General features: G+C 45.1%; 18 protein-coding genes and 2 tRNA genes. 11 read left to right on the top strand and 9 right to left on the bottom strand.

Features of this window, described 5'->3' with window-relative positions; translation table 11 throughout:
• Positions 1-79 precede the first annotated feature (79 nt).
• From NBH01_RS11860 to NBH01_RS11850, 3 genes are all read left to right on the top strand, one after another.
• Positions 80-1,150: a GDP-L-fucose synthase family protein gene (locus NBH01_RS11860; protein WP_234141482.1), complete on the top strand. Its 1,071-nt coding sequence runs from the start codon at positions 80-82 to the stop codon at positions 1,148-1,150.
• A 606-nt stretch (positions 1,151-1,756) separates the two neighbouring features.
• Positions 1,757-3,415, top strand: a complete 1,659-nt coding sequence (locus tag NBH01_RS11855; protein WP_011107663.1) for an AMP-binding protein — start codon at positions 1,757-1,759, stop codon at positions 3,413-3,415.
• A gap of 63 nt (positions 3,416-3,478) precedes the next feature.
• Entirely contained in the window at positions 3,479-4,627 is a 1,149-nt protein-coding gene (locus tag NBH01_RS11850; protein ID WP_011107664.1) for an LA_2272 family surface repeat-containing protein, read from the top strand.
• A 351-nt stretch (positions 4,628-4,978) separates the two neighbouring features.
• Here NBH01_RS11850 and NBH01_RS11845 read toward each other — a convergent pair whose 3' ends face one another.
• The 3 genes from NBH01_RS11845 to NBH01_RS11835 all read right to left on the bottom strand — a co-directional run bounded on the left by NBH01_RS11845 (position 4,979) and on the right by NBH01_RS11835 (position 9,514).
• Positions 4,979-6,973: a fructose-1,6-bisphosphatase gene (locus NBH01_RS11845; protein ID WP_008763412.1), complete on the bottom strand. Its 1,995-nt coding sequence runs from the start codon at positions 6,971-6,973 to the stop codon at positions 4,979-4,981.
• 114 nt (positions 6,974-7,087) lie between these two features.
• A complete protein-coding gene (locus NBH01_RS11840) occupies positions 7,088-8,755 on the bottom strand; it encodes a putative transporter (RefSeq protein ID WP_008763411.1) in 1,668 nt (555 codons plus the stop codon).
• Positions 8,756-9,070: 315 nt separating this feature from the next.
• Positions 9,071-9,514, bottom strand: coding sequence for a hypothetical protein (locus tag NBH01_RS11835; RefSeq protein ID WP_008763410.1), 444 nt, complete (start codon positions 9,512-9,514; stop codon positions 9,071-9,073).
• A gap of 678 nt (positions 9,515-10,192) precedes the next feature.
• Between NBH01_RS11835 and NBH01_RS11830 the strand changes: the two genes are divergently transcribed.
• From NBH01_RS11830 to NBH01_RS11820, 3 genes are all read left to right on the top strand, one after another.
• A tRNA-Ser gene (locus NBH01_RS11830) sits at positions 10,193-10,279 on the top strand.
• Positions 10,280-10,345: 66 nt separating this feature from the next.
• Positions 10,346-10,417, top strand: a tRNA-Glu gene (locus NBH01_RS11825).
• A gap of 66 nt (positions 10,418-10,483) precedes the next feature.
• Positions 10,484-10,690 carry a hypothetical protein gene (locus tag NBH01_RS11820; protein ID WP_008763408.1) on the top strand — a complete coding sequence of 69 codons (207 nt, stop codon included), beginning with the start codon at positions 10,484-10,486 and terminating at the stop codon, positions 10,688-10,690.
• A gap of 170 nt (positions 10,691-10,860) precedes the next feature.
• Here the strand turns inward: NBH01_RS11820 and NBH01_RS11815 are convergent, their stop codons facing one another.
• A complete protein-coding gene (locus NBH01_RS11815) occupies positions 10,861-11,595 on the bottom strand; it encodes a DUF3845 domain-containing protein (protein ID WP_008763407.1) in 735 nt (244 codons plus the stop codon).
• Between the two features lie 101 nt (positions 11,596-11,696).
• On the opposite strand from NBH01_RS11815, the gene NBH01_RS11810 reads away from it, so the two are divergent.
• Positions 11,697-12,281, top strand: a complete 585-nt coding sequence (locus NBH01_RS11810) for a Crp/Fnr family transcriptional regulator (RefSeq protein ID WP_016267785.1) — start codon at positions 11,697-11,699, stop codon at positions 12,279-12,281.
• Positions 12,282-12,299: 18 nt separating this feature from the next.
• Here the strand turns inward: NBH01_RS11810 and NBH01_RS11805 are convergent, their stop codons facing one another.
• The 3 genes from NBH01_RS11805 to NBH01_RS11795 all read right to left on the bottom strand — a co-directional run bounded on the left by NBH01_RS11805 (position 12,300) and on the right by NBH01_RS11795 (position 16,963).
• Entirely contained in the window at positions 12,300-13,202 is a 903-nt protein-coding gene (locus tag NBH01_RS11805) for a helix-turn-helix domain-containing protein (protein WP_074855842.1), read from the bottom strand.
• A 96-nt stretch (positions 13,203-13,298) separates the two neighbouring features.
• Entirely contained in the window at positions 13,299-15,041 is a 1,743-nt protein-coding gene (locus NBH01_RS11800) for a bifunctional metallophosphatase/5'-nucleotidase (RefSeq protein ID WP_250700117.1), read from the bottom strand.
• The gene (locus tag NBH01_RS11795; RefSeq protein ID WP_032813464.1) at positions 15,038-16,963 is read right to left on the bottom strand and encodes a sensor histidine kinase; all 1,926 of its coding nucleotides are present in this window, start codon (positions 16,961-16,963) and stop codon (positions 15,038-15,040) included. Before NBH01_RS11795 ends, NBH01_RS11800 begins: the two co-directional genes overlap by 4 nt.
• A gap of 117 nt (positions 16,964-17,080) precedes the next feature.
• Here NBH01_RS11795 and NBH01_RS11790 point away from each other — a divergent pair, with 117 nt between their 5' ends.
• On the top strand, positions 17,081-19,213 hold the full coding sequence (locus tag NBH01_RS11790) for a Tex family protein (RefSeq protein WP_173664736.1): 2,133 nt from the start codon (positions 17,081-17,083) through the stop codon (positions 19,211-19,213).
• Here the strand turns inward: NBH01_RS11790 and NBH01_RS11785 are convergent.
• Positions 19,185-20,081, bottom strand: coding sequence for a CPBP family intramembrane glutamic endopeptidase (locus NBH01_RS11785; protein WP_225680770.1), 897 nt, complete (start codon positions 20,079-20,081; stop codon positions 19,185-19,187). The genes NBH01_RS11790 and NBH01_RS11785 overlap by 29 nt on opposite strands.
• 103 nt (positions 20,082-20,184) lie before the next feature.
• On the opposite strand from NBH01_RS11785, the gene NBH01_RS11780 reads away from it, so the two are divergent.
• Positions 20,185-21,234: a leucine-rich repeat domain-containing protein gene (locus NBH01_RS11780; protein ID WP_048695450.1), complete on the top strand. Its 1,050-nt coding sequence runs from the start codon at positions 20,185-20,187 to the stop codon at positions 21,232-21,234.
• 1,132 nt (positions 21,235-22,366) lie between these two features.
• Here NBH01_RS11780 and NBH01_RS11775 read toward each other — a convergent pair.
• On the bottom strand, positions 22,367-23,986 hold the full coding sequence (locus NBH01_RS11775; protein WP_008763401.1) for an ABC-F family ATP-binding cassette domain-containing protein: 1,620 nt from the start codon (positions 23,984-23,986) through the stop codon (positions 22,367-22,369).
• A 203-nt stretch (positions 23,987-24,189) separates the two neighbouring features.
• On the opposite strand from NBH01_RS11775, the gene NBH01_RS11770 reads away from it, so the two are divergent.
• Both NBH01_RS11770 and dnaJ read left to right on the top strand, forming a co-directional pair.
• Positions 24,190-24,771: a nucleotide exchange factor GrpE gene (locus NBH01_RS11770; RefSeq protein WP_048696129.1), complete on the top strand. Its 582-nt coding sequence runs from the start codon at positions 24,190-24,192 to the stop codon at positions 24,769-24,771.
• Positions 24,772-24,798: 27 nt separating this feature from the next.
• On the top strand, positions 24,799-25,983 hold the full coding sequence (gene dnaJ / locus NBH01_RS11765; RefSeq protein ID WP_195583381.1) for a molecular chaperone DnaJ: 1,185 nt from the start codon (positions 24,799-24,801) through the stop codon (positions 25,981-25,983).
• Positions 25,984-26,168: the final 185 nt, after the last annotated feature.

The raw sequence follows: 26,168 nt of genomic DNA, 5'->3' as shown, positions 1-26,168 counted from the left end.
ACGCCGATTAAACAATCTTCCTTTTTTACAGAAGATGCGCATAACCGGAGTAATCCGTGTTCATATATGATACTTAATCATGGAAAAGAATGCTAAAATCTATGTAGCAGGACATCACGGCCTAGTGGGATCTGCTATCTGGAAGAATTTACAGGATAAGGAATATACCAATCTGATCGGGCGTACGCATCAAGAACTGGATTTGCTCGACGGTGTAGCTGTCCGCCGTTTTTTCGACGAAGAGCAACCGGAGTATGTGTTTCTGGCTGCTGCATTCGTAGGCGGCATCATGGCAAACAGTATTTACCGTGCCGACTTCATTTATAAGAACCTGCAAATACAGCAGAACGTCATCGGTGAAAGTTTCCGTCATAACGTCCGGAAACTGCTGTTTCTAGGCAGCACCTGCATCTATCCGCGTGACGCCGAACAGCCGATGAAAGAAGAAGTCCTGCTGACTTCACCACTGGAATACACGAATGAGCCATACGCCATCGCCAAGATCGCCGGACTGAAAATGTGCGAGAGTTTCAACCTGCAATATGGCACGAACTACATCGCTGTGATGCCGACCAACCTATACGGTCCGAATGATAATTTTGACTTGGAACGCAGCCATGTCCTGCCTGCCATGATCCGTAAGATTCATCTTGCGCACTGTCTGAAGGAAGGAGACTGGGAAGCTGTCCGCAAGGACCTGAATCAACGTCCCGTAGAAGGTGTCAATGGCGACAGCCCCAAGGCGGACATTCTGAATATCCTCCGCAAATACGGTATCAGCGAAACGGAAGTGACTCTGTGGGGCACAGGAACTCCCCTGCGCGAGTTTCTCTGGAGTGAAGAAATGGCCGACGCCAGTGTATTTGTAATGGAGCATGTGGATTTCAAAGATACCTACAAAGAAGGTGATAAGGATATCCGCAACTGCCATATCAACATCGGAACGGGAAAGGAAATCACCATCCGCCAACTCGCCGAACGAATTGTAGAAACGGTAGGCTATCAAGGCAAACTAACCTTCGACAGCAGCAAACCGGACGGCACTATGCGCAAACTGACCGATCCGTCCAAACTACACTCTTTGGGATGGCATCACAAAATAGAAATAGAGGAAGGAGTACGGAGAATGTACGAATGGTACTTGAAATAAATTCAAAAAGAACTATCCGCATTGGGGCTGACTAAAAAGTCGGTAGTATCTACATTCTCCTCCTTCGGGAAGGAGGAGTGGTCGAAGACCGAGGTGGTAGGTGAACACATAAACTAATAATAATAAATTAAGTTATATGCTTACCTACCACCTCCCCCTACGGGTACTCCTCCTTCCCGAAGGAGGAGAAGTAAGACACTACCGACTTCTAATTCAGCTCATTAGGAACAGACTGAAAACAACCGGTTTTTCGGATTAATCCATGTTAATGACTGCGACATGCATTGTGGACTGTCTTAACAAGCATTGTTAATGACATTACCATGCATTCTTATCGACCCTAACAAGCATTGATAACTTCCCTTTCTTATAGAGAGAACAGTAATGTCACCTGTAAGGAACAATCGTGCCACAGGCCGGAAACACTTGTGCCAAAGGCGTGGCACAACTCCTTCCCCTATACTTCCCAACACTTTTCCCATACTTCCACATCTTAGTCCCTTATTACCCCAAGACTCCCCATTTCCAAAAATTCTTCATTCTTAATTCTTCATTCTTAATTTAATTACTATATTTGCACAATTTAATACCAAATGTGCAAAAACAATGGAAAAGAGTTTTATAGCTTACATTGAAAATAGTATCAAGAACAATTGGGACTTAGACGCCCTGACAGATTATAAGGGAGCCACCCTTCAGTATAAAGACGTTGCTCGAAAAATCGAAAAACTCCATATCATCTTTGAAGAAAGCGGAATCCGCAAGGGAGACAAAATCGCCGTTTGCGGCCGAAACAGTTCCCATTGGGGAGTCACTTTCCTCGCCACACTGACGTATGGAGCAGTCATCGTCCCCATCCTTCACGAGTTCAAGGCGGACAATGTGCACAACATCGTCAACCACTCCGAAGCCAAATTACTATTTGTAGGAGACATGGTGTGGGAAAACCTCAACGAATCGGCAATGCCCCTGCTGGAAGGTATTCTGATGATGAACGACTTCACCTTACTGGTATCACGCAGCGAACGCTTGACGCACGCACGTGAACATCTGAACGAAATGTTCGGCAAGAAATATCCGAAGAACTTCCGCAAAGAACACATCGAATACCATAAGGATGAACCCGAAGAACTGGCAGTAATCAACTACACGTCCGGCACAACGAGCTACTCAAAAGGAGTCATGCTCCCCTACCGCAGCCTCTGGTCGAACACCAAGTTCGCGTATGAAGTGCTCGAACTGAAAGCCGGAGACAAGATCGTCTCCATGCTTCCTATGGCACATATGTACGGACTGGCCTTCGAGTTCCTCTATGAGTTCTCCGTCGGCTGCCATATCTACTTCCTCACCCGTATGCCGAGTCCGAAGATTATCTTCCAGGCATTCGAAGAAGTAAAACCGAATCTCATCGTCGCCGTTCCACTCATCATCGAAAAGATTATCAAGAAGAGCGTACTCCCGAAACTGGAAACGCCGACCATGAAAATCTTACTCAAAGTACCCATCATCAACGACAAGATAAAAGCAACCATACGCGAAGAAATGATCAAAGCGTTCGGTGGAAACTTCAGAGAAATCATCGTAGGTGGAGCAGCTTTCAACCAGGAGGTGGAACAATTCCTTAAAATGATAGACTTCCCTTATACAGTAGGCTACGGCATGACAGAATGCGGTCCGATCATCTGCTACGAAGACTGGACAAGATTCAAGCCGGGTTCGTGCGGAAAAGCCGCGCCGCGTATGGACGTACGGGTGCTGTCTTCCGATCCGGAAAATATCGTTGGCGAAATCGTCTGCAAAGGGCCTAACGTAATGCTGGGATATTACAAGAACAGCGAAGCGACAGAAGCAGTGATCGACAAAGACGGCTGGCTGCACACAGGCGACCTCGCCTTGATGGACGCCGAAGGCAATATCACCATCAAGGGACGCAGCAAGAACCTGTTGCTCAGCGCCAGCGGACAGAACATCTACCCCGAAGAAATCGAAGATAAACTGAACAATCTGCCATACGTATCGGAAAGTATCATCGTACAGCAGAACGAGAAACTCGTCGGACTGGTTTATCCGGACTTTGACGAAGCATTCGCCCATGGTCTGAAGAATGAGGACATCGAACGGGTAATGGAAGAAAACCGCGTAGCACTGAACGCCATGTTACCGGCATACAGCCAAATACTAAAAATGAAGATATATCCTGAAGAATTTGAAAAGACCCCGAAGAAGAGCATCAAACGCTATCTGTATCAGGAAGCGAAAGGATAAAGGAAGTGAAGGATTAAGGGAATACTCTGTGAACCTAAACTGAAAAAAAGAGTTATAATAAAGATGAAGATAATAAAGACAATATTCACGGCAGCTGTTCTGATGGCTGCCGTTTGTTTGCCGGCACAGAACAAGAGTGCGGGCATCAACCTTTCCTTATGGAAAGACATCTGCACACAGCCGTATGACAGCACTCAGACGACTTATGTAAACCTCGGTCTGCTGTCTACGCTGAACCGTCTCAACGGCGTTGGCATCAACGCGCTGGGAAGCGTCATTCATGGAGATATGAACGGAGTACAGATCACAGGATTAGCCAATCTTGCCGGTGGTACGATGCGGGGTGTTCAGATAGCGGGTGTCAGCAATATCAGCGGAAACAACACCGTAGGGCTTTCCGCCGCCGGACTAGTGAATATCACAGGCGACGGCTCAAAGGGGGTCATTATTTCGGGACTTACCGGCATCGGTGGAGACAACAACTCGGGAGTAATGATAAGCGGTCTGATGAATGTGACGGGAAACATGGCTTCGGGATTTCAGTTTTCCGGCGTGTCAAATATCACGGGACAGAGTTTCAACGGTATGATGACTTCCGGACTCTTGAATGTGGTAGGCGAAAACATGAACGGTCTGCAGATTGCCGGTATCGCCAATATCACCGCAAAAGACCTGAATGGCGCACAGATCGGGTTATGCAACTATGCGACGAAGGCTCATGGCTTTCAGATCGGTCTGGTCAATTACTACAGGGAAGATATGAAAGGATTACAACTCGGCCTCGTGAACGCGAATCCCGATACAAGAATACAAATGATGGTATATGGCGGTAACGTCACGCCCGCCAACATAGGAGTGCGTTTCAAGAACCAACTGTTTTATACGATCTTGGGAGTGGGTGCATTCGATCAGAATCTGAACGATAAATTTTCTATCAGCACGTCTTACCGTGCCGGATTGGCGGTACCTGTTTACAAAGGTTTGTCCATTAGCGGTGACCTCGGATTCCAGCATATAGAAACGTGCTCCAACAAGGGTGAAGTGATTCCCCGACGCCTTTATGGATTGCAGGCACGAGCGAATCTGGAATATCAGATCAGCAAGAAATTCGGCATCTTTGCCACCGGTGGTTACGGACTGACACGGTATTACAACAAATCCGGTAATTTCGATAAAGGAGCGATCATAGAAGCAGGTATTGTCCTCTTCTAAGGCTGATTAATAAGTAATAGGTAATAAGTATTAAGTATTAGGTAATAAGTATTAGGTAATAAGTATTAGGTAATAAGTATTAGGTATTAACCGTAGCTATCATTTAGAGGTATATCTATCTGTCATTCAAAGTTTTCATCACTTTATCAAAGTGAAACAATTCGATAATGACGAGCATAAGTATCTGTCATCCTGAGCTTGTCGAAGGATCTCCTCTTTTGTAGTCACAAAGAAGAGATTCTTCCTCCTTACAGTCGTCTGAATGACAGACAGATACGTCTCTAAATGGCAGCTACGGTTAATACCTAATACTTATTACCTAATACTTAATACTTATTACCTATTACTTATTTATACTTTCTCTTTAATCAACCCGATGCGATAAGCCACAAGCAACTTCTTCAAATCCTGAATCTGCGTCACAAGTTCCTTCCCTTTATCGGTGTCTTTCACCATCATCCGTTGCGAATTGAACTCCAGTACAAAGTTGGTTGACTTGATATCCAATCCTTCTTCAATAGCTTTCTGCCTAGACTGGAACGGCTCATGCTGCACCAACTGCATCCCGTGAGAATGGTAGACAAGCGTATAGCCCGCAATTCCCGTCTCCGGCTGATAGGCTTTGGAGAATCCTCCGTCAATAACGAACAGTTTGCCATTTGCCTTCATCGGCTGTTCACCTTGAATTGTCTTTACAGGCACATGACCATTGATGATATGAGAATGAGGTCCCAATGCCCCAAACTCATCTAATATCTGATCGCAGATATCTTCGCGATTGCGAAGCGTGTAGTAATATCCCTTCTTTTCCTTTTGTATCTCCTTGTCTTCCAAGAAATAGCGTTCGAAAGTCGCCATCTTATCCTTATCAAACAGAGGAGCTTCCGGACCACACCACATATACCAGATATAGTCCATCGCAAATTCTTTATCATCCTCTCCTTCTTCGTCAAAGTATGCAGTACGAATCAGCTGATCGGCCTTATCGAGCAACTTACGTCCCCAATACTCCTTACCACGTATCTTGACATGCTTGAAACTGCCATCCTCATTCAAAGGTACCGAAGCATGATAAAGAAGATTGGAATTGGAAACCAGATACATTCCGCCATACGTAAACAGGCAACGCATGTGCTTCTTCAACTTCTCGCTATTCATAAACGAATAGTGAATCTTTTCCACAAGTTCCCGTTCTTCATCGGTCAGTCGATAAGGATCGGCAGGATCTACGGTCGGGAAGTTTGTGTCACGCAGGGCATATTCTTTGCCTTCGTACACAAAGACTCCACGCTCAAAATCGATCTTCTCCAACAGCTTCCGGTTGCTCATTCCGAACTCCGGACGACGGTCTATTATTTCAGCTTCCAGCTTAAACTGGATGATCGTAATCGCCTTGTGCATCTGGGTGATCAGACGCAAAGTCTTCTCATTGTAATTGGTGTCGGCAAAATTCATCTTCGGCATAAAGATGGTACACGGATCATCGGCATAAGTATCCATGGCGAAAGTTGCCAAAGGAAGCAGATTGATTCCATAACCATCTTCAAGAGTACCCAGATTGCCGTAGCGCATGGACATACGGATCACGTTGGCTATGCAACTGTCATTGCCGGAAGCGGCTCCCATCCACAGGATATCGTGGTTGCCCCATTGAATGTCGAAGTTGTGATAATTGCACAAAGTATCCATGATGATGTGCGCTCCGGGACCACGGTCGTATATATCGCCTACGATATGAAGAGAGTCAATGGTCAGACGCTGAATCAGATTGCACATGGCTATAATAAAGTCATCCGCCCGCTTGGTAGAGATTATGGTGCTGATGATGACATTGATATATGCGTGCTTATTCGGCTCGACAGACGTTTCGTGCAGTAATTCCTGAATGATATAAGAGAACTCTGCAGGCAGGGATTTTCGAACTTTGGAACGGGTGTATTTGGAAGATACATTTTGACAAACCTTCACCAACTGGTTCAGAGTGATCAGATACCAGTCGTCCAAGTCCTTCTCGCGGGCTTTTACCAGCTGAATTTTCTCTTCCGGATAATAGATCAACGTGCAGAGTTCTTTCTTCTCCGCTTCGCGCAGGGTATTGCCGAAAATCTCGTTCACTTTGCGTTTTACCGCACCCGAAGCATTCTTCAATACATGTTGGAAGGCTTCGTATTCACCGTGTATGTCTGTCAAGAAATGCTCCGTTCCTTTAGGCAGATTCAGGATAGCCTCCAGATTAATAATTTCCGTACTTGCATCGGCAATAGTAGGAAAACTCCGGGAAAGCAACTGCAAGTAGCGGAGATCGCCAACTATGCTTTCAGGAGTTATATTACTTTGAGCAGTCATTATATGTACTATTTTACTATTTACAATATACTATTTATGGACTTATCGTTTATCGTTATAAATATAACGATTTATCATCTACTTATTACAAATTCCAGCCTTTAATGTTCATCGTCAGCCCAATAAAAACATCAACAGCACCTGCGCAATGATCACACGCAGAAACATACATAACGGATATACCGTAGCATAAGCGACGGAAGGATTGTCACCCGGTATCGTATCGTTGGCATAATTCAGCGCCATCGGATTCGCCATACTGCCGCACAACATACCGGATACACTGCCGAAATCTATCTTCATAATCTTGAAAGCGACAAAGCCGACCAGAACTGTCGGGATAATTGTCAGCCCGGCTCCCAAAGCTATCCAAAGTAATCCTTCCGGACGGAAGACGGTATCAAAGAAATGAGCACCGGCATCCAGACCAAGACAGGCTAGATACATGGAAAGCCCCAACGCGCGCAGCATCAGATTGGCGCTGCGGGTAGTGTAAGTGATCATGTGTATCCGTGGGCCGAAAGTTCCCAGCAGGATACCCACGATAATCGGTCCGCCTGCCAGCCCCAGCTTCACGGGAGTACTGATTCCCGGTATGGAGAACGGGATCGCTCCCAATGCCAATCCCAATACGATGCCTATAAATATGACAACAAGATTAGGTTCTTTCAGACTTTTCACTGCATTTCCCAATACTTTTTCTACATTCTGAATGGCTGCTGCTTCACCTACTACTGTCAGGCGGTCGCCCAGCTGGAGAATCAGTTCCGGAGTGGCAAGTAGTTGCACACCCGAACGGTACACACGGCTGATATTGATTCCATAATGGTTTCTTAGTCTCAATGAGCCAAGTTTCTTTCCATTCAGTTCGGGGCGGGTTACGACGATACGCTGCGAGATCAATTCGCTGTCAATTGCATTCCAGTCTATATCTTCCTTGTTCCAGTCCGTATTTTCTTCCTGTTCACCGAAAAGTACTGTCAGAGCCAGGACATTCTTTTCCGCTGTGATCACCAACAGGCGGTCGCCTTCCTTCAATACCTTGTCGGAGGTAGGAATACTGACATGACCGTCACGCCACAAACGGGAAATCACAAATTTCGGATAACTCATCTGAGCTATATCCTTGATACTTTTATTAAAAATAGCGGGGTTATGTACTTGAAACGCTGCGATAAAGGTTTTGTTGGCATCATCCTTTTCTTTAATCTCCAAGTCTTCTTTATGAACCAAGAATTTACGAATCAGCAGTACGGCAAGAATCACACCGATCACTCCCATCGGATAGGCTACCGCACACCCCAAAGCCGGAGTACTGCTCTCTATGCCCATCTGTTTAAGTGTCTGCTGCGCAGCTCCCAAGGCAGGAGTATTAGTCGTGGCTCCGCAAAGGATACCCACCATATCAGGAAGAGACACACCTGTCGCATAACTGGCAACAACAGTCAGCAAAGTACCCAACAGAACTACGGCCAACGCCAACATATTCAGCGTCACCCCTCCTTTCCGGAAAGAACTGAAGAAACCGGGCCCTACCTGAAGCCCCAGTGAATATACGAAAATAACCAGTCCGAAACTTTCTGCATAATTCAGCATCTGTGGATCAACCGAAAGCCCGAAGTGTCCGGCAAGGATACCTGCAAAAAAAACAAAAGTGACTCCCAGAGATACTCCCCAGAAATGCACTCTTCCCAGCCCCAGCCCAATCGCAGAAATCAGTGAAAGCACCACAACTGCCTGTAAGGCAGAATGTTCGAGAAACAGATTATATAACCACTCCATGAATTAAACATACTAATAGGGCGCAAAGATAAAAACTATTTAGTCCCATTCAAAACTTTTAAGCTTTCATTTCGCGCCCTATCTCTTCTCTAAATTCTTAATATCCTGAAATCTTATATGTTATCCTTTAAATTATCTGTTTGTTATCCGCAATCTTTTTACCTGTCACCTCCACCTATCGCTTTTTACCTTTTCAACCTATTCCATGTGGTATCTTTCTACCTGTCGTTATCCGAAATCTCTCTACCTGTCATCTTTTGTGTAATCATCATTTTCTTTTCATTTGCCGGCACTTTCCATCTGCCGGCTATTATCTCACCTACCTGTATATTCTACGAAATTATTCCGACCATCCAGATAACCGCTCAATCGATTTCCTCCGATGTATACATCATCCAGGTAAGATACATCATTGCGACCGTAATCCATGCGAATGGAAGTCTGTGCATAATTCTCCCAGTTCCAACGGAAATAATATTCGAATGTCTCCACATGTCCATTAGGATATTCCACCCGAATAAAATCAACGCCTGTCCGGTCCAAATAAAAGTCGAGTTCCTGACGGCAACGGTTACCGTCCACATCCCGATAAAAACTCACCCATGTACGGCTACATAAATCAGAAGAACGATTATAGTAACCACCACCGATATTATCATCATCATAAAAACTATCGATTTCTACTTCACAAGAAGTCAGACTCAACGTTAACACAGCCATTAAAGCCAGTCCTAAGTATCTAAATGCGTTCGTTTTCATATTCCTTTATTTTTAATGGTTCCTTTATTAATCCTATCATTTATCTTTCGATATTACAAAAGTAAGGAATGAATTCTCCTTATGAAATTGAAAATTCCTACTTGTTTAGGGGAATTCACCTAATGGAAGAGGTAAATTCCCCCAACGTACTGGATACCTTACAGATTCCTAAATAGCTAAGAAGACACGCTTCCGCCCTCCAGAACCTTAATAAACATTGAATCAAACATTCAATTATTTAATCAATGTTATAAATCAAGCCATTTAGCCCGATTTATTTGCAGATATCACAAAACTCCGTATATTTGCAATGTGTTTTTCATAGTATTAGATTTAAGGTTAACAAAAAGATTGGCTGTCTGGGATAGATAGCCTTTTTTTATGCTCTTTTTTTAATAAACTTCTCAAGAAGCCATGAAGACAAACGTAAAATGGCAAATACTGATGTGAAAAATCTGATGACACCACAGGCTTCTATAATAATTAATAAGGTAATCGTTTTCTCCCATGAATAGTGAGAAAAAATATTCTCAAAAAAAATAATCCGTTTAACATTTGAAACATAGCAAGTTATCTCTTTCATCAAAAAACAAGTAAAAAAAATCTTGCTAAAAGATTTGCGTAGTCCAAAAGTTCCCCCTATATTTGCACCGCATTTGAGAGAGAATGCGGGTTCAAGGAAGTTTGGGTGAGTGGCTGAAACCACCAGTTTGCTAAACTGACGTACGGGTAACCGTACCGGGGGTTCGAATCCCCCAGCTTCCGCAAGATTCTCTAAATAAAAAGAGCTAAGTTTTATAGACTTGGCTCTTTTTAAATCTATCAAAAGCCGGTGGGTTCGTCTAACGGTTAGGACACATGCCTCTCACGCATGTAATACGAGTTCGATTCTCGTACCCACTACTCTATTTTAGTTAGCCTCTTACATTGAAGTAAGAGGCTTTTTTTATTATGTTCATATCTCAAGAAATGGAATATAACGTAAAAGAATTGAAAAAGGTATTGATTGAACAATGCAAAGAAGAAGGTATTTATTACGCATTGATAGCAATCAACAAACAGACGAAAGAGATCGTTTTGCCACAAAGCCTTGATAACGCTTTAAATAATCCGGATTACTGCGTCTTTAAATGCAGGAAAGTGAAGGATGAATATAAAGTAGAAGAGGTAAAATAAGCATAATTAAAAAAAGAAGGATATGCTTATTGATATTGTATTAAGATGTTAAAAGATTTAATAATTATTTGAGCATTCAAAGTTTTTTCTGTAAAAGAATGTTATATCCATGTAAAACGATTGTGTTTCACATGGATACCCGCCAACAAATGAAGAAAAACGCTGCTTACTTACATTTCTTCACTCTGCTCGTACAATTCAAAGTAAGACTCTTTATCAATCCGCAGTCGGACTCTGTTTTCCCGCTTCTGACCGGCCAGGTTGATAAATAAATTGAAGTATAATTGACTAAAAGAGAGGTCGGAACGATCATAAGTGATATCGAATGTACATGTTCTTCGGAATGAATCGAAAGTTCCCAGCTTCATACCTCCCTTACACATAAAGACTTCGGGGAAATTCGCAGGCGGATAAGGCTGAAACAAGCTGGCCAGCTGCGCATACACATAATCGATCATCCATTCATCACCGGATACAAGCAATTCTCCTTTCAGACGAAGTTTGACTGCATATTTAGCCGTGACGTCCTGAGAAGTATAAATGGGGACCTGACTCTCTGATGGATAATTACCATCCTTATAGCCAAGGCTCATGGTCAGTTTTGATTTACCCACGCCGTTGAAATCCGCCACATTCAGATCTTTCTGTTGATTTTTCAAGTCAATCATAAATGTCAGTTTACCCAAAGTCGGGTCATTCGGATATTGAGCTATCGTATCCAGCACATAATCTTCTTCATTAAAACTCCGCGCTACCAATACATCCCCCTCTCCGACTTCCAACGCCGGACCTCCTCTTTCAATATCCACATCGCCTACAGGGTAATATATTGCATCATTATCTCTGACACAACCTGTCAGACAAAGCAGTAAAGCTGCTATTCCTATTATCTTATTCATTATCATATTACATCCTTATTTTGGAGACAAAGATACATCTTTTTTGAATCAACTTGATTTATATCAACCGTTTTTAGTACTTTTGCACATAACAAGACTATAATGACATGGATACACTACTAAGAGAAACTGTAAATGCCGTCGTAAATTCCCGCTTTCCCGAAATGAGTATAGAGGGACGCCGACAGATAGAAAGCATCCTGATACGTGAGGAATATCCTAAAGGAGTGATCGCACTTAATGAAGGAGAAGTAGCCCATGAATTAGTTTTTGTCGGGAAAGGGATGCTCCGGCAATATTATTATAAAAACGGGAAAGACGTTACCGAACACTTCTCATACGAAGGCTGTATCCTGATGTGTATCGAAAGCCTGCTGAAACAAGTCCCTACCCGATTGATCATAGAGACACTGGAGCCTGCTGTCATCTATCTGTTCCCTTATGACAAAATGATGCAGCTGACAAAGCAAAACTGGGAAATCAATATGTTCTATCGGAAGATACTGGAATATTCTCTGATTGTATCGCAAACCAAAGCCGATTCCTGGCGTTTCGAATCCGCCCGCGAGCGTTATAATCTATTGCTCGAAACTCATCCGGAAATCATCAAACGGGCACCTTTGGCACACATCGCTTCATACCTGCTGATGACACCGGAAACATTGAGCCGAGTACGTTCAGGTGTTCTGTAGTTTTGTAATTTTGGGGAGCTATCTGCTTTTCCGGTATTCTTTGGGAGACATACCGGTATAATGCTTAAAGTACTTACCGAAGAACGACTGGTTGGCAAAGTTTAAACGGTCGGCTATCTCCTGTATGTTCATGCTCGAAGAATTCAAGAGTGCCTTCGCTTCCAAGATCACTAATTCGTCAATCCACTCCCCTACCGTCTTCCCGCTGACTTCCTTGACAACTCCGGACAGATGTTTCGGCGTCAGACACAACTGATCCGCATAAAACTTCACGCTGCGTTCCGACTGATAAGACTGAACCAAAGATTCATAGAAGCGCTCAAATATATATTCTTTACGACTTTTACTTTTGACAACGGCAGAAGCATCCGGAGCATAACTGTTGAAAATATTGCAAAGCTCAAAGAAGAAGCCCTGCATCAATCCCATTACTACCTCCCTACGGTACCTATCGTCTTTATTTTTCAATCTCTTTCTGATGAAAGCATGATACTCCTTAATCATCTCCTGCTCGTGCAGATTGAGATCAAAACAAGGGTAATCTTTCAGAAAGAAAAAGAATGAAAGCACATTACCAACTTTGGGCAATGATTCCAACAGACTTTTTGATACAGCAAAGAAAATCCCTCTGAAATTGGAACTGAACTGACGATGTTCGATAATCTGATTGGGCAACGCAATAACCATTCTTCCCGGAATCAGTTCAAACTCACGCAGACTGATATTAAAACGAGTAGAGCCTTCCAGACAAAGTCCGATGCTCACCACTTCCAGTTTACTGGGGCCATTATAAAGGGAAGTAACGCTCTCCGTGTCGAAGAGCGCTATATCATTGCCGACTACATCAATACTATCCGGATCTATATGTTTAGAATGAACTACCGAAGAAATACCTATCTTAGGAACAACTTGAATATCCATACACTCTCTCTTTTGGTTGCGACAAAGATACCAGTAATAATGAGATGTTCAACCTAAGGCGAGAGATTATCTGTCAAAAAGAACACTTTTGCCTACTTATTGACTATCTCCGAATAAAAACTTATAATCACGTTCGGCAGCCGGAACAGTCCACTTTTCAGGAACGAATTTCCATTGGTTCAATGCCTTCGGGTCCATAGTACCTTTCTTTTCTATATAATTCATCAGATAGAAACGAAGGTCCTTATCCGTAGAGAAGATGATACGCTCTTTCAATTTCTCCTGCGGGATGCCTGATCCTTTCGTCAGCAGTTCTCCACCGCCATTCCCCCGATAAGAGTTCAAAGCCACCTTATAAATCTTATCCATGAAGAAAGGACTGCCGTCTGCCATGCTGACAATCGTTATCTTCTCCCCTTGCGGCTTGGTGACGTCTACGGTATAAATAATTCCCGATGCCGAATCAAAATTGAAGCTGAAATTTTGGAAAGAAGCTCTGTCTTCCGCACCTTCGCGACGTTTCTCCTTAAACCAGAGCAGATGATCGTCCGGAGACTTCATCCGGTTGGTCCACATGAAATAAGACATTTCCAAATAATCCTTGATTTCTTTTCCGGATAAAGTCATCATATACAGCATATTCTCATACTTATACAGATTGAACATATCGCTGACAAACACATCTCCTTTATTAATTTTCGCATCAAATGAAAGCGGTGCCGCAAAGGATATCTCCGCACCGGTGATGTCAAGCTGCAAGGTATGGATCAAGTCGATAAAAGCAGACGGTCCGAAGAAAGAAGGACGCGTTGAGATACTCTCGGTGAATGTACCGATCTTTTTAGAGACAAAGTTACGGACAGTGTCATATTGAGGAGCAAAATGCTTCATAAAGTCCTCGCTGATTCCATAATCTTTCGTTTCGGTCAATACTCCTTTTATATCTTTGCTGCGCACCTTTCCATCTTTCAGTTTCAAGGTCACATCGATGTTGGACAGAACAATTCCGTTGCTTGCCGGATCGATGACCAGCACCGAATCACCTGCCACATTCATCACTTTCTTACATTCGCATGCATGATCGTGCCCCATCAGTACAATGTCAAAACCGGGGACATTCTTCGCCACATTCAGAGAAGCGTTTTCGTTATACTTGCCGGACATTTTGAAAGCCTCCTGTCCTGCATGGAACAAGCCGATCATCAAGTCCGGATTCTCTTTTTCACGGATGATCTTCATCCATTTGCGTGCAGTCTCCTCCATGTCATCGAAACGCAGTCCCTTCCACAGGTTCTCCGAGAGCCATGCAGGGATAGCAGGGGTGATCATTCCAAGGATTACGATTTTCACTCCGTCCCGTTCCATGACTTTATAAGGAGGAAGATGAGGTTCTCCGGTCGATATATCGATGATATTAGCTCCTAATACGGGAAAGTCACAAGTATTTATCCAGCGGTCGAACACGGCTCGGCCTGTCTCCACATCATGATTACCCATATTTCCGGCATCATATTTCATGTAGTTCATCATTTCCGCGCATAGGTGGGGTGATACTGTATCTATATAATTATAGTAATAGGCAGTCGGTTGCCCCTGCAATATGTCGCCGTTGTCGAGTAAAATAAGATTCTCCTTATATTGTTCGCGTTCTTTCTCCACAAAAGCGTATATTCGTGCCAGACTGCCCTGCCAATCCTTACGGGTAATAAAATTATAAGGATAATAATTACCATGTACATCACTTGTCTGTACAATTTTCAGCTTCACAACTTTTTCCTGTGCCGCAACTGAAAGCACGAGGTAAAGAAGCCATACGTAAACACATGCAAATCGTTTCATTCTTTTTCTATTTTAAGCGGATGTGAGAACATGAACCGTGCACCTCCTGTATATTCGGAGTCGATCCATATATCCCCTTTCCATTTATGCACAATTAATTTACAGATAGATAATCCCAAACCTGTTCCCTGGGCATATTCGTTCAGCTTCTCGAAGCGCTCGAATACCAGTTTCTGTTTCTCTTTCGGGATGCCGCACCCCGTATCCGTCACAGAGAATACAGCCATCTCCGTCTCTTCATTCACCGAAAATTCCAGTGTTATCTGCCCTTTCCTGGTGAACTTATCCGCATTAGACATCAGATTGATAATCACCTGCTGCATACGCTGTATGTCTGTCGTCATCCGAAACGACTCGTAATCGCTGACAAACAGGAACTGATTGCCGGACTGCCGTGAAACGCTGACAGATGCCACCACCTGCCTGCATAGCTGCACCACGTCACACTCTTCCCAAGTCAACGTGACCCTGTTCGCTTCCAGGCGTGAGAGATCAAGAATATCATTGATCAGGCGAAGCAACAAATCCGAATTTGTCTTGATAATCTGATAATAGGTCTGCTGTTCTTCTTCCGTATTGCCACCCACAGCGAGCACATCCGAGAAACCTACAATGGAGTTTAAAGGCGTACGTATCTCATGGCTCATATTGGCGAGGAAAGCACTTTTCAGACGGTTCGATTCTTCTGCACGGTCCTTAGCCACCCGCAGGTCTTTTTCCGACTTCAGCAGATCGTCCTTCAGACGTTTGGTGCGGAAATAGTAGAAGAGCGAGATGCACAAACCCAGCACAAGGATGAGAAACAGTGCACACGCCGACCAAATCTGATAAGTATATTGCTGATAGAATGATACAGTCTGATTAATAATCTCCACATCAAAAGGAAGGATATCCGGGTCCAGTCCCCACTCCTTCACCTTCCGGCTGTCCAGTACGGCCTTGCTGCCAATCACGGAAAGGTGCTGCTGTTCATCCGCCGGATATTGATCAATCTGTACAGATGCCAATGCCATGTCCTTCCCCAGTTTCCGGTAATCGGGCAGCACTCCGCCGATCGCCCAATACCCCAGGCTCACCGATGAGGGAGTAAAAGTCGGAATGGTCGGAGTAACCTCCATCATGGCATAAGTAGCATTCCGCATGAAATAACCTTCGTTCATATCCACACGCCACGTGCCTACCATGATCACCGTATTCTCCGGTAAATGACGCAATTCTTCTACAATCGTATAGATAGTATGCCGCCGGCCGTCCATCAGGATCAGGTCGATTTCGGGAAACTTTTTCATTTCCTTCCGCACCAGTGCCTGCATGGTGACGCCGCCGTAAGTATTGTCCGAAATAAAAGCGATGTGTTCCGTCTTCGGATAAAACGCCTTGATCATCCGGACATTATCTTCTATATTGTACTGATTGATAAATCCCGACTTCAATTCCGGTATATTCATGTGGTCGGTAAAGAGATCTACCGATTCCGGCATCCATGCGTCCAGTCCGGCAACCGTATCCTCAGGCAGTATGACGATGTTGCTGCTGACGAGACTACACATCACCGGCACCTTCACCTGTATCGAATCCCGTTGCGACAGATACGCCGCCCATGCTTCCTGTCCCAACAGAATAATCTGGGCCGGATGCTTCTCCCCTTGATATTTAGAAAGAATCTGCGTCATCATACCGCTCCAAAGCGGGGCTTCGGAGAAACTTTTGCAGTTCATGTTTTCAATGATAATATCGCGTTTCCCTCCCAATTTGCTATATTCTTCCATATAGTCGGAGATAGTGACCGAAGTTTGATGAGCGGCGGGATTGTAGGAGCAGATAATCAGGATAGGTTTCTGATCGTTAGAGACAGCAAATAACGCTGTGGCCCGGAAAAGCCATAGTAAACAGATAAACAGGCATCCTATATATCTCATCATACTTGTAAGTTTTGAAGTGTTACTATCTCATTTTAGCTTGCAAATATACTAAAACTTGTCGGCTATAACAGATTTATGTGTATTTTTGTCGCTCATTCATTCACAAAAAAATTGTTTATGGAACTATTTCATCAAATGATTTCCGGATTACTGGGAATTCCGGAAAGACAAATCAGCAGTACCCTCCACTTGTTGGGCGAAGGTGCCACCATCCCTTTCATCAGCCGTTACCGTAAGGAAGCTACCGGCGGACTGAACGAAGTACAGATAGAGAACATCAAGGAGCAACATGACAAGTTGTGCGACATAGCCAGACGGAAGGAAACCATCCTCAGTACCATCAACGAGCAAGGCAAACTCACTCCGGAGCTCGAAAAGCGCATCAACGCCACCTGGAATCCTACGGAACTGGAGGACATCTACCTCCCCTACAAACCCAAACGAAAGACCCGTGCCGAAGCGGCCCGTCAGAAGGGACTGGAACCACTGGCCATGATCATGATGCTGCAAAGGGAGCCTAACCTCACCGCCAAAGCCGCCACCTTCGTCAAAGGCGACGTCAAGGATACGGAAGACGCACTGAAAGGTGCCCGTGACATCATCGCGGAGCAAGTGAACGAGGACGAGCGTGCCCGCAACGCCATACGTAACCAGTTCACCCGTCAGGCGGAAATCACCGCCAAGGTAGTGAAAGGAAAAGAGGAAGAGGCCGCCAAGTACCGGGATTATTTCGACTTCTCCGAATCGCTGAAACGCTGCACTTCCCATCGCCTGCTCGCCATCCGCCGGGCAGAATCCGAAGGGTTGCTGAAAGTATCCATCAGTCCGGATGACGAAGCCTGCCTGGAACGCCTCGACCGCCAGTTCGTACATGGCAATAATGAATGCAGCCATCAGGTAAAGGAAGCCACTGCCGACGCATATAAACGTCTGCTCAAACCTTCCATCGAAACAGAATTTGCCGCCCAGTCCAAAGAAAAAGCCGACGACGAAGCTATCCGCGTATTTACGGAGAATCTCCGCCAGCTGCTTCTCTCTCCTCCTCTCGGACAGAAACGGGTGCTCGCCATCGACCCCGGATTCCGTACCGGCTGCAAAGTCGTCTGCCTCGATGCGCAAGGCAACTTGCTGCACAATGAGAATATCTACCCGCATCCTCCGGTCAATAAAACCGGTGAAGCGGCCTCCAAACTCCGCAAGATGATAGAAGCCTATGAAATTGAAGCCATCTCCATCGGCAACGGAACAGCCAGCCGCGAAACGGAAGACTTTATCAATCATCAGACCTTCGACCGGCAGATTCCTGTATTCGTGGTCAGCGAGCAGGGCGCTTCCATTTATTCGGCATCCAAGATCGCCCGTGACGAGTTTCCCGATTATGACGTAACGGTACGTGGAGCAGTCTCCATCGGTCGCCGACTGATGGACCCTCTGGCGGAACTGGTAAAAATCGATCCCAAATCAATCGGTGTAGGACAATACCAGCACGATGTAGACCAGACGAAACTGAAGAAAGCCCTTGACCAGACAGTGGAAAACTGCGTGAACCTAGTAGGCGTGAACCTGAATACCGCCAGCAGCCATCTGCTGACGTACATCTCCGGTCTGGGTCCGCAACTGGCACAAAACATTGTCAACTTCCGTGCCGAGAACGGAGCTTTCAGTTCACGCAAGGAGCTGATGAAAGTCCCCCGCATGGGTGCCAAAGCCTTCGAACAGTGTGCCGGCTTCCTCCGCATTCCCGGAGCAAAGAACCCGTTGGACAACACAGCCGTGCATCCGGAAAGCTACCACATCGTAGAGCAAATGGCAAAGGACTTGAAATGTAGCGTAGACGAACTGATCGCGAATAAGGAACTCCGCCAAAAAATCAAGATATCGGACTACATCACGCCGACTGTGGGCCTGCCTACCCTGCAAGACATCATGCAGGAACTCGACAAGCCGGGACGCGACCCGCGTAAAGCGATCAAGGTATTTGAATTCGACAAGAACGTGCGCACCATCGCAGACTTGCGCGAAGGCATGATTCTGCCGGGCATCGTAGGCAATATTACCAATTTCGGAGCTTTCGTCGATATAGGCATCAAGGAGAACGGGCTTGTACACCTCTCCCAACTGGCCGAACGATACATCTCCGATCCTACAGAAATCGTGTCCATCCACCAGCATGTCATGGTCAGAGTGATGAACGTGGATACCGACCGGAAACGGATTCAGCTTAGCATGATCGGGGTACAGCAAGACTGATCGCCTCACGTTTTTCTCCCCACCAAACAATTAAAATCGTAAAGATAATCATCAGTACTGTACAAATGAGCGAGCCTTCAAACCCGAAGGCTCCGCCATTCAGTACGTTCTCTTCGGGCAGATGCAGCGTCAGCAGGGATGTCCCAAAGTCATTTCCACTTACCTGATAGCCCAGTATCGGGCCCTGAATCCAGTTCCAAAAAAGATGAAGGGAAATAGGGAAACAAAGATTGCGCGTATATAAATAGGAAGCGCCGATAAACATACCTGCAAGTAACAGATTCAGCATAGACAGGAAGGCAAGGTTCGGATTGAAGAGGTGCAGCAATGCGAACAGCAGTGCGGAGACAAAAAGAGACAGGAATTTATTCATCCGGGTATGCAGCAGACGGCCGAGTATATAGCCACGCATCATGATTTCTTCGGCCAGAGCCACCAGCAGGCAGAACACAAAGGTAGCAAGCAGATTCAGAGGATCGAATTGAAAACCGGTTACTTCCACCTCACCCAAAGCCAAAGACAGTCCGAAGCCGATCAAGTAGAGAAGGATGGCTGCCAGCAGTCCGTACCACAATCCCCGTGCATGACCTTTCAGTGTCAGTCCCAGGTCAGAGAAAGGGCGGCGCTCAAAATAGAGCAGAATCACTGCCGAAGTCAGCACAGCCAGCAGCATACCGGCTTCCGCCACCATATGCCCCAACAATCCGGGGTGCCTTGCCTCATCACCAAGAATCAGAGATAAAACTCCGAAGCCTATCGTACTATACAATCCAAAGGTGACGAAAAGCCCCAGTGCAAACAACAGGATGCACGCCCATACGGGAAGTCTCTTCGGTTCTTTCTTTTCTCTGATTTCTTCTGTCTCCATTTTTACTTTTTGTTAATCACGCTACAAAATTAGATATAAAACATAAAAAAACATCGTGTCTTACCTATTTTTCCTATATTTGTCTGAACAAATCTGCATAATTATGAAAATAAGACAACTACTGATAAGTTTTTTATTGGCTGCCAGTACTTTGGGAGCAACCGCACAAGTAAGCAAAACGTATTATGTCAGCAAGCCCGGCACATTGATCTCGATGATGACGGAAGAAGAAGCCAACAGCATCACCCACCTGACACTGACAGGAAAACTGAACGCAGAAGACTTCAGACATCTCCGCGACGAGTTTCCCAGCCTGAAAGTGCTTGATATCTCCAATGCCGAAATCAAGATGTACAGCGGAAAAGCCGGCACATATCCTAACGGAAAGTTCTACATCTATATGGCCAATTTCATCCCTGCCTACGCTTTCTCGAATGTGGTGAACGGAGTGACCAAAGGTAAACAGACGCTGGAGAAAGTGATCCTTTCCGAAAAGATAAAGAATATCGAAGATGCAGCCTTCAAAGGATGTGACAACTTGAAAATCTGTCAGATACGCAAGAAGACAGCTCCTAACCTGCTGCCGGAAGCTCTGGCGGACAGTGTGACCGCCATCTTCATCCCGCTGGGCAGCAGTGATGCCTACCGTTTTAAGAACAGATGGGAGCACTTTGCATTTATAGAAGGTGAACCGCTGGAAACCACCATACAGGTAGGCGCAATGGGCAAACTGGAAGACGAGATTATGAAAGCTGGTCTGCAACCCAGGGACATCAACTTCCTGACCATCGAAGGGAAACTGGATAACGCCGACTTCAAACTAATCCGCGACTATATGCCGAATCTCGTATCTCTGGATATTTCTAAAACAAATGCGACGACTATCCCCGACTTCACTTTCGCACAAAAGAAGTATCTCCTGAAGATCAAACTGCCACATAACCTCAAGACCATCGGTCAACGGGTATTCAGCAACTGCGGACGGCTTGCCGGAACACTTGAGCTGCCTGCGAGCGTGACGGCTATCGAGTTCGGAGCGTTCATGGGATGCGATAATCTGCGCTATGTGCTTGCTACAGGTGATAAGATAACAACGCTGGGCGATGAACTCTTCGGAAACGGGGTGCCGAGCAAGTTGATTTATAAGAAATAAAAAAAGTATAATCCACATTGGACATTGATTTATGCTATGTAGAAGATACGAGGATAGATCGAAAATAAATTAGCTATTAGCATATTTCGATTAGCTATTAGCTAATTTGTTTTTGCTAATAGCTAATTTCGATTTGCTCATAGCGTATTTGAAAGAAAAGAATGACAAAACCGATCAATTATTTCACTTCGTCATTGGCATAGAGAGAAAAAGCTTCTCGTTTGTCACAACTTTCTTTTATTTCATAATTTCTCCCGATTTTCACAACTCTTTTTTCTTATGACAATCAAGGAAAAGTCACGAATTTCCTTCCTTTCAAAGTCCAATAAAGTCCAGAAAGTCCATATTAGATTTTTAGAATACACAATCTGCGATATAACTTACTATATTTCAAGCATTAACGCCTTAATTTATTAAATAATAAACAGCGCTTCTAGAGAAGTTTAATTCCTCTCCCGCAACACATGAATCTTTAGCCCCAAAAACTGTCTAAGCTTCTCCGAAAGATGCGAGATATGTCAGACGATTGCACGTTTTCGTGTCTTCGACAAAGCTTCTCACGCAGGTGTTGACCATTTTATTATGTTCAACGTAATATAGTAAAATGGCGAACGCTACTTCGATATACGTGCGACTGATATTGTCAAGAATAAATAAGAAGACTGTTCAACATCTTCCGGTTCGTCCGGCAACACACGCAACAATAAATAACAACAACTATTCATCCTATTCACGTTATTTTCTTATGATGGAGACACATTTTTGAAGATGGTGGGAATCAGATTGCAGGTTTAGTCCGGGAAAATTTAAATATGCCCGCCAAGTCCTTCTCTGCTCATTTCTTCCTCGTTTTTAATCCAATTTCCGTTTTCTGAAAATCCTATAGTGGACTTTTGAACTTTACTGGACTTTGCTGGAGGAATTTTGGAACTTTCGATCTCTCCCTCAGCAATACATCTAAATAAACTTTATTTTACAAACAGTACAATACAAGTTTATATACTTCAATATACAAAAGGAAAGGGAAAAGCAATGTGACGACAGTCAACAAGCATTTCCCTTTATTTAACAGTAAGGTACTATTTATACTACCTTCTATACATTATTCAGTGTATCCGGCTGATACAACACGCTATTTATCACCGTACATCTTCGCCCTCAACTCCTTGATATGATCCGAAGTAATATATTCGTCATATTCCATCATCTTGTCGATGATACCGTTCGGAGTCAGTTCGATAATGCGGTTGGCAACCGTCTGAATAAATTCGTGGTCATGCGAAGAGAAGAGGATATTTCCTTTGTACGTCTTCAGGTTGTTGTTGAAAGCCTGAATAGATTCCAGGTCCAAGTGATTGGTCGGAGTATCCAGAATCAGACAGTTCGCATTGCGGAGCTGCATACGTGCAATCATACAACGCATCTTTTCGCCTCCGGAAAGCACGCTGACTTTCTTCAGTACCTCTTCGCCGGAGAACAGCATACGTCCGAGGAAGCCCTTCATGTACACTTCGTTACCTTCGCCGAACTGGCTCAGCCAGTCCACCAAATTAAGGTCAGTGTTGAAGAAGTCCGTATTGTCCAGAGGCAGGTAAGCCGTTGTGATGGTTACCCCCCAGTTGAACTGTCCGGCATCCGGCTTCATGTTTCCGTTGATGATTTCGAAGAAAGCGGTCATCGCACGCGGGTTGCGTGAAAGGAATACCACTTTGTCGCCTTTTTCGATGTTGAAGTTCACGTCGCTGAACAGCACTACGCCTTCTTCCGTCTTCTTGCTCAATCCGGAAACTTCGAGGATCTGGTTGCCCGGCTCGCGTTCGGGAGTGAAGATGATGCCCGGATACTTGCGTGAAGAAGGTTTGATTTCTTCTACATTCAGTTTTTCCAGCATCTTCTTGCGGCTTGTGGTCTGCTTGCTCTTCGCTACGTTGGCACTGAAACGGCGGATAAATTCTTCCAGCTCTTTCTTCTTCTCCTCAGCCTTCGCCTTCTGGTTCTGCTGCTGACGGAGCGCCAGCTGACTAGATTCGTACCAGAAACTGTAGTTTCCGGCAAACATATTGATCTTTCCGTAGTCGATGTCTACAGTGTGCGTACATACGGAGTCGAGGAAGTGACGGTCGTGGCTTACCACCAGCACGGTGTGCTCGAAGTTGGAAAGGTATTCTTCCAGCCAGGTCACTGTCTCCATATCGAGGTCATTGGTAGGCTCGTCCAGAAGGAGGTTGTCGGGGTTGCCATACAATGCTTGCGCAAGCATCACACGCACCTTTTCCTTACCGCTCAGCTCACCCATCAATGTATAATGCTTGTCTTCCTTGATGCCCAGACCGCTCAACAGCATGGCTGCGTCACTCTCCGCATTCCATCCGTCCAGCTCGGCAAATTTCTCTTCCAGTTCGGATACTTTCAGTCCGTCTTCGTCCGTGAAGTCTTCCTTGGCGTACAATACTTCACGCTGCTTCATAATGTCCCACAACACGGTGTGGCCCATCATTACGGTGTCCATTACCGTATAAGCATCCCATTTAAAGTGGTCCTGGCTCAACACCGACAGGCGTTCGCCCGGTCCCAGGGCAATCGTACCGGTCGTCGGGTCCAGATCTCCGTAGATTGTACGAAGGAAGGTGGATTTTCCCGCACCGTTCGCGCCGATAATACCATAGCAGTTGCCACTTGTAAATTTCAGGTTCACGTCATTAAACAAGACTCTTTTACCAAACTGCACCGAAACGTTTGAAACTGTAATCATTTTCTATTATTTACTATTTTACCAGTTACTATATTATTATTTGAGCGTGCAAAGGTAGACATTTAAAATGAATTATGAGCTATCCGGAATGTGTCAATCTGGCATAAATGTATTACCTTTGCCACGTTTTTTGGCAAAACGGTCAGATTGGCAAAGTTTTTGCTTGGGAAATTGATATTATGAATAAAAAATAAAAATAAGATATGGATCCAAAAGAAAAAGAAAAGATGGCTGAAGAGCTGAATGTGGAAGAAACAAAGGATACGGCGGAAGAACAACCGCAAAACGATCAGGCAGAAGAGGCCGCTCCCCTGACTCATGAGGAGCAACTCGAAAAGGAGCTGGAAGATGCTCAGGCTGTCATCGAGGAGCAAAAGGACAAATATCTGCGCCTGTCCGCTGAGTTTGACAATTACCGCAAACGTACCATGAAGGAGAAGGCGGAACTGATTCTGAATGGTGGCGAAAAGAGCATCAGCAGCATTCTGCCGGTGATCGACGACTTTGAACGTGCCATCAAAACGATGGAAACTGCCAAAGACGTAAAAGCCGTGAAGGAAGGTGTCGAATTGATTTATAATAAGTTCATGGCTACCCTTGCACAGAATGGTGTGAAGGTCATCGAAACGAAAGACCAGCCGCTGGATACCGATTATCACGAAGCCATTGCCGTCATCCCTGCCCCGTCGGAAGAGCAGAAAGGTAAGATTCTGGACTGCGTACAGACGGGATATACGCTGAATGACAAGGTGATTCGTCACGCGAAAGTAGTAGTTGGGGAGTAAATACAAAAGTTAGTTTAGTTAAGAAGCATGGCAGAAAAAAGAGACTATTATGAAGTGCTGGAGGTGACAAAAACCGCCACAGTAGAAGAGATTAAAAAAGCCTACCGCAAAAAAGCGATCCAATATCACCCCGACAAAAATCCGGGTGACAAGGAAGCGGAAGAGAAATTCAAGGAGGCTGCCGAAGCGTATGACGTGTTGAGCAATCCGGACAAGCGTTCGCGTTACGACCAGTTCGGTCATGCGGGAGTAAGCGGTGCGGCGGGCAACGGAGGTCCGTTCGGTGGTTTCGGTGGCGAAGGAATGTCTATGGATGATATCTTCTCCATGTTCGGTGACATCTTCGGAGGTCGCGGCGGCGGTTTCAGCGGCGGCTTCGGAGGGTTCAGCGGTTTCGGTGGCGGTGGTTCACAGCAACGTCGCTATCGGGGCAGCGATCTACGTGTCAAGGTAAAGATGACTTTGAAAGAAATCTCGACAGGAGTAGAAAAGAAATTCAAACTGAAAAAATATGTGCCGTGTAATCACTGTCATGGCACGGGTGCCGAAGGCGACGGCGGTTCGGAGATTTGTCCGACCTGTAAAGGTAGCGGTTCGGTGATCCGTAACCAGCAGACGATTCTGGGTACGATGCAGACCCGCGCCACTTGTCCTACTTGTAACGGTGAAGGTAAAATCATCAAGAACAAGTGTAAAGAGTGTGGCGGCGACGGTATCGTATATGGCGAAGAGGTAGTGACGGTGAAGATTCCTGCCGGAGTGGCAGAAGGTATGCAGCTCTCGATGGGCGGCAAGGGTAATGCCGGAAAGCATAATGGTGTGCCGGGCGACTTGCTGATTCTCGTAGAGGAAGAACCGCATCCGGACTTGATCCGCGACGAGAATGATCTGATCTATAACTTGCTGCTGAGTTTCCCGACTGCCGCACTGGGCGGTGCCGTGGAGATTCCGACAATCGACGGAAAAGTGAAAGTGAAGATCGACTCGGGTACTCAACCGGGAAAAGTGCTGCGTCTGCGCGGCAAAGGTCTGCCGAATGTCAATGGTTACGGTACGGGAGATTTGCTGGTTAATATCAGCATTTATGTGCCGGAAGCATTGAACAAGGAGGAAAAGAGCACGCTGGAAAAGATGGAGGCTTCGGACAACTTCAAGCCGAGTACATCGGTGAAGGAGAAGATCTTCAAGAAGTTCAAGAGCTTCTTTGACTAGCTTTCTTTGGCTGGGTCTGTTTTTAAGATCATAGTCATTCACACAGAGATATAATAAAGAGTGTGAATTCTAAGTCCTCTCCAAACAATATCTATAAAATCTTACCCAAGTTTACGAACATTAACGTATCCTTGGGTAAGTTTGTATATAGACATAACTACTCTTCAGAAGTGTATAGCTACTTC

Source organism: Bacteroides sp. B1-V-101 (assembly GCF_023656585.1).
Taxonomy (GTDB): domain Bacteria; phylum Bacteroidota; class Bacteroidia; order Bacteroidales; family Bacteroidaceae; genus Bacteroides; species Bacteroides thetaiotaomicron.
The sequence above is the reverse complement of the archived record's forward strand: the minus strand, read 5'-3'. Positions and strand labels throughout refer to the sequence as shown.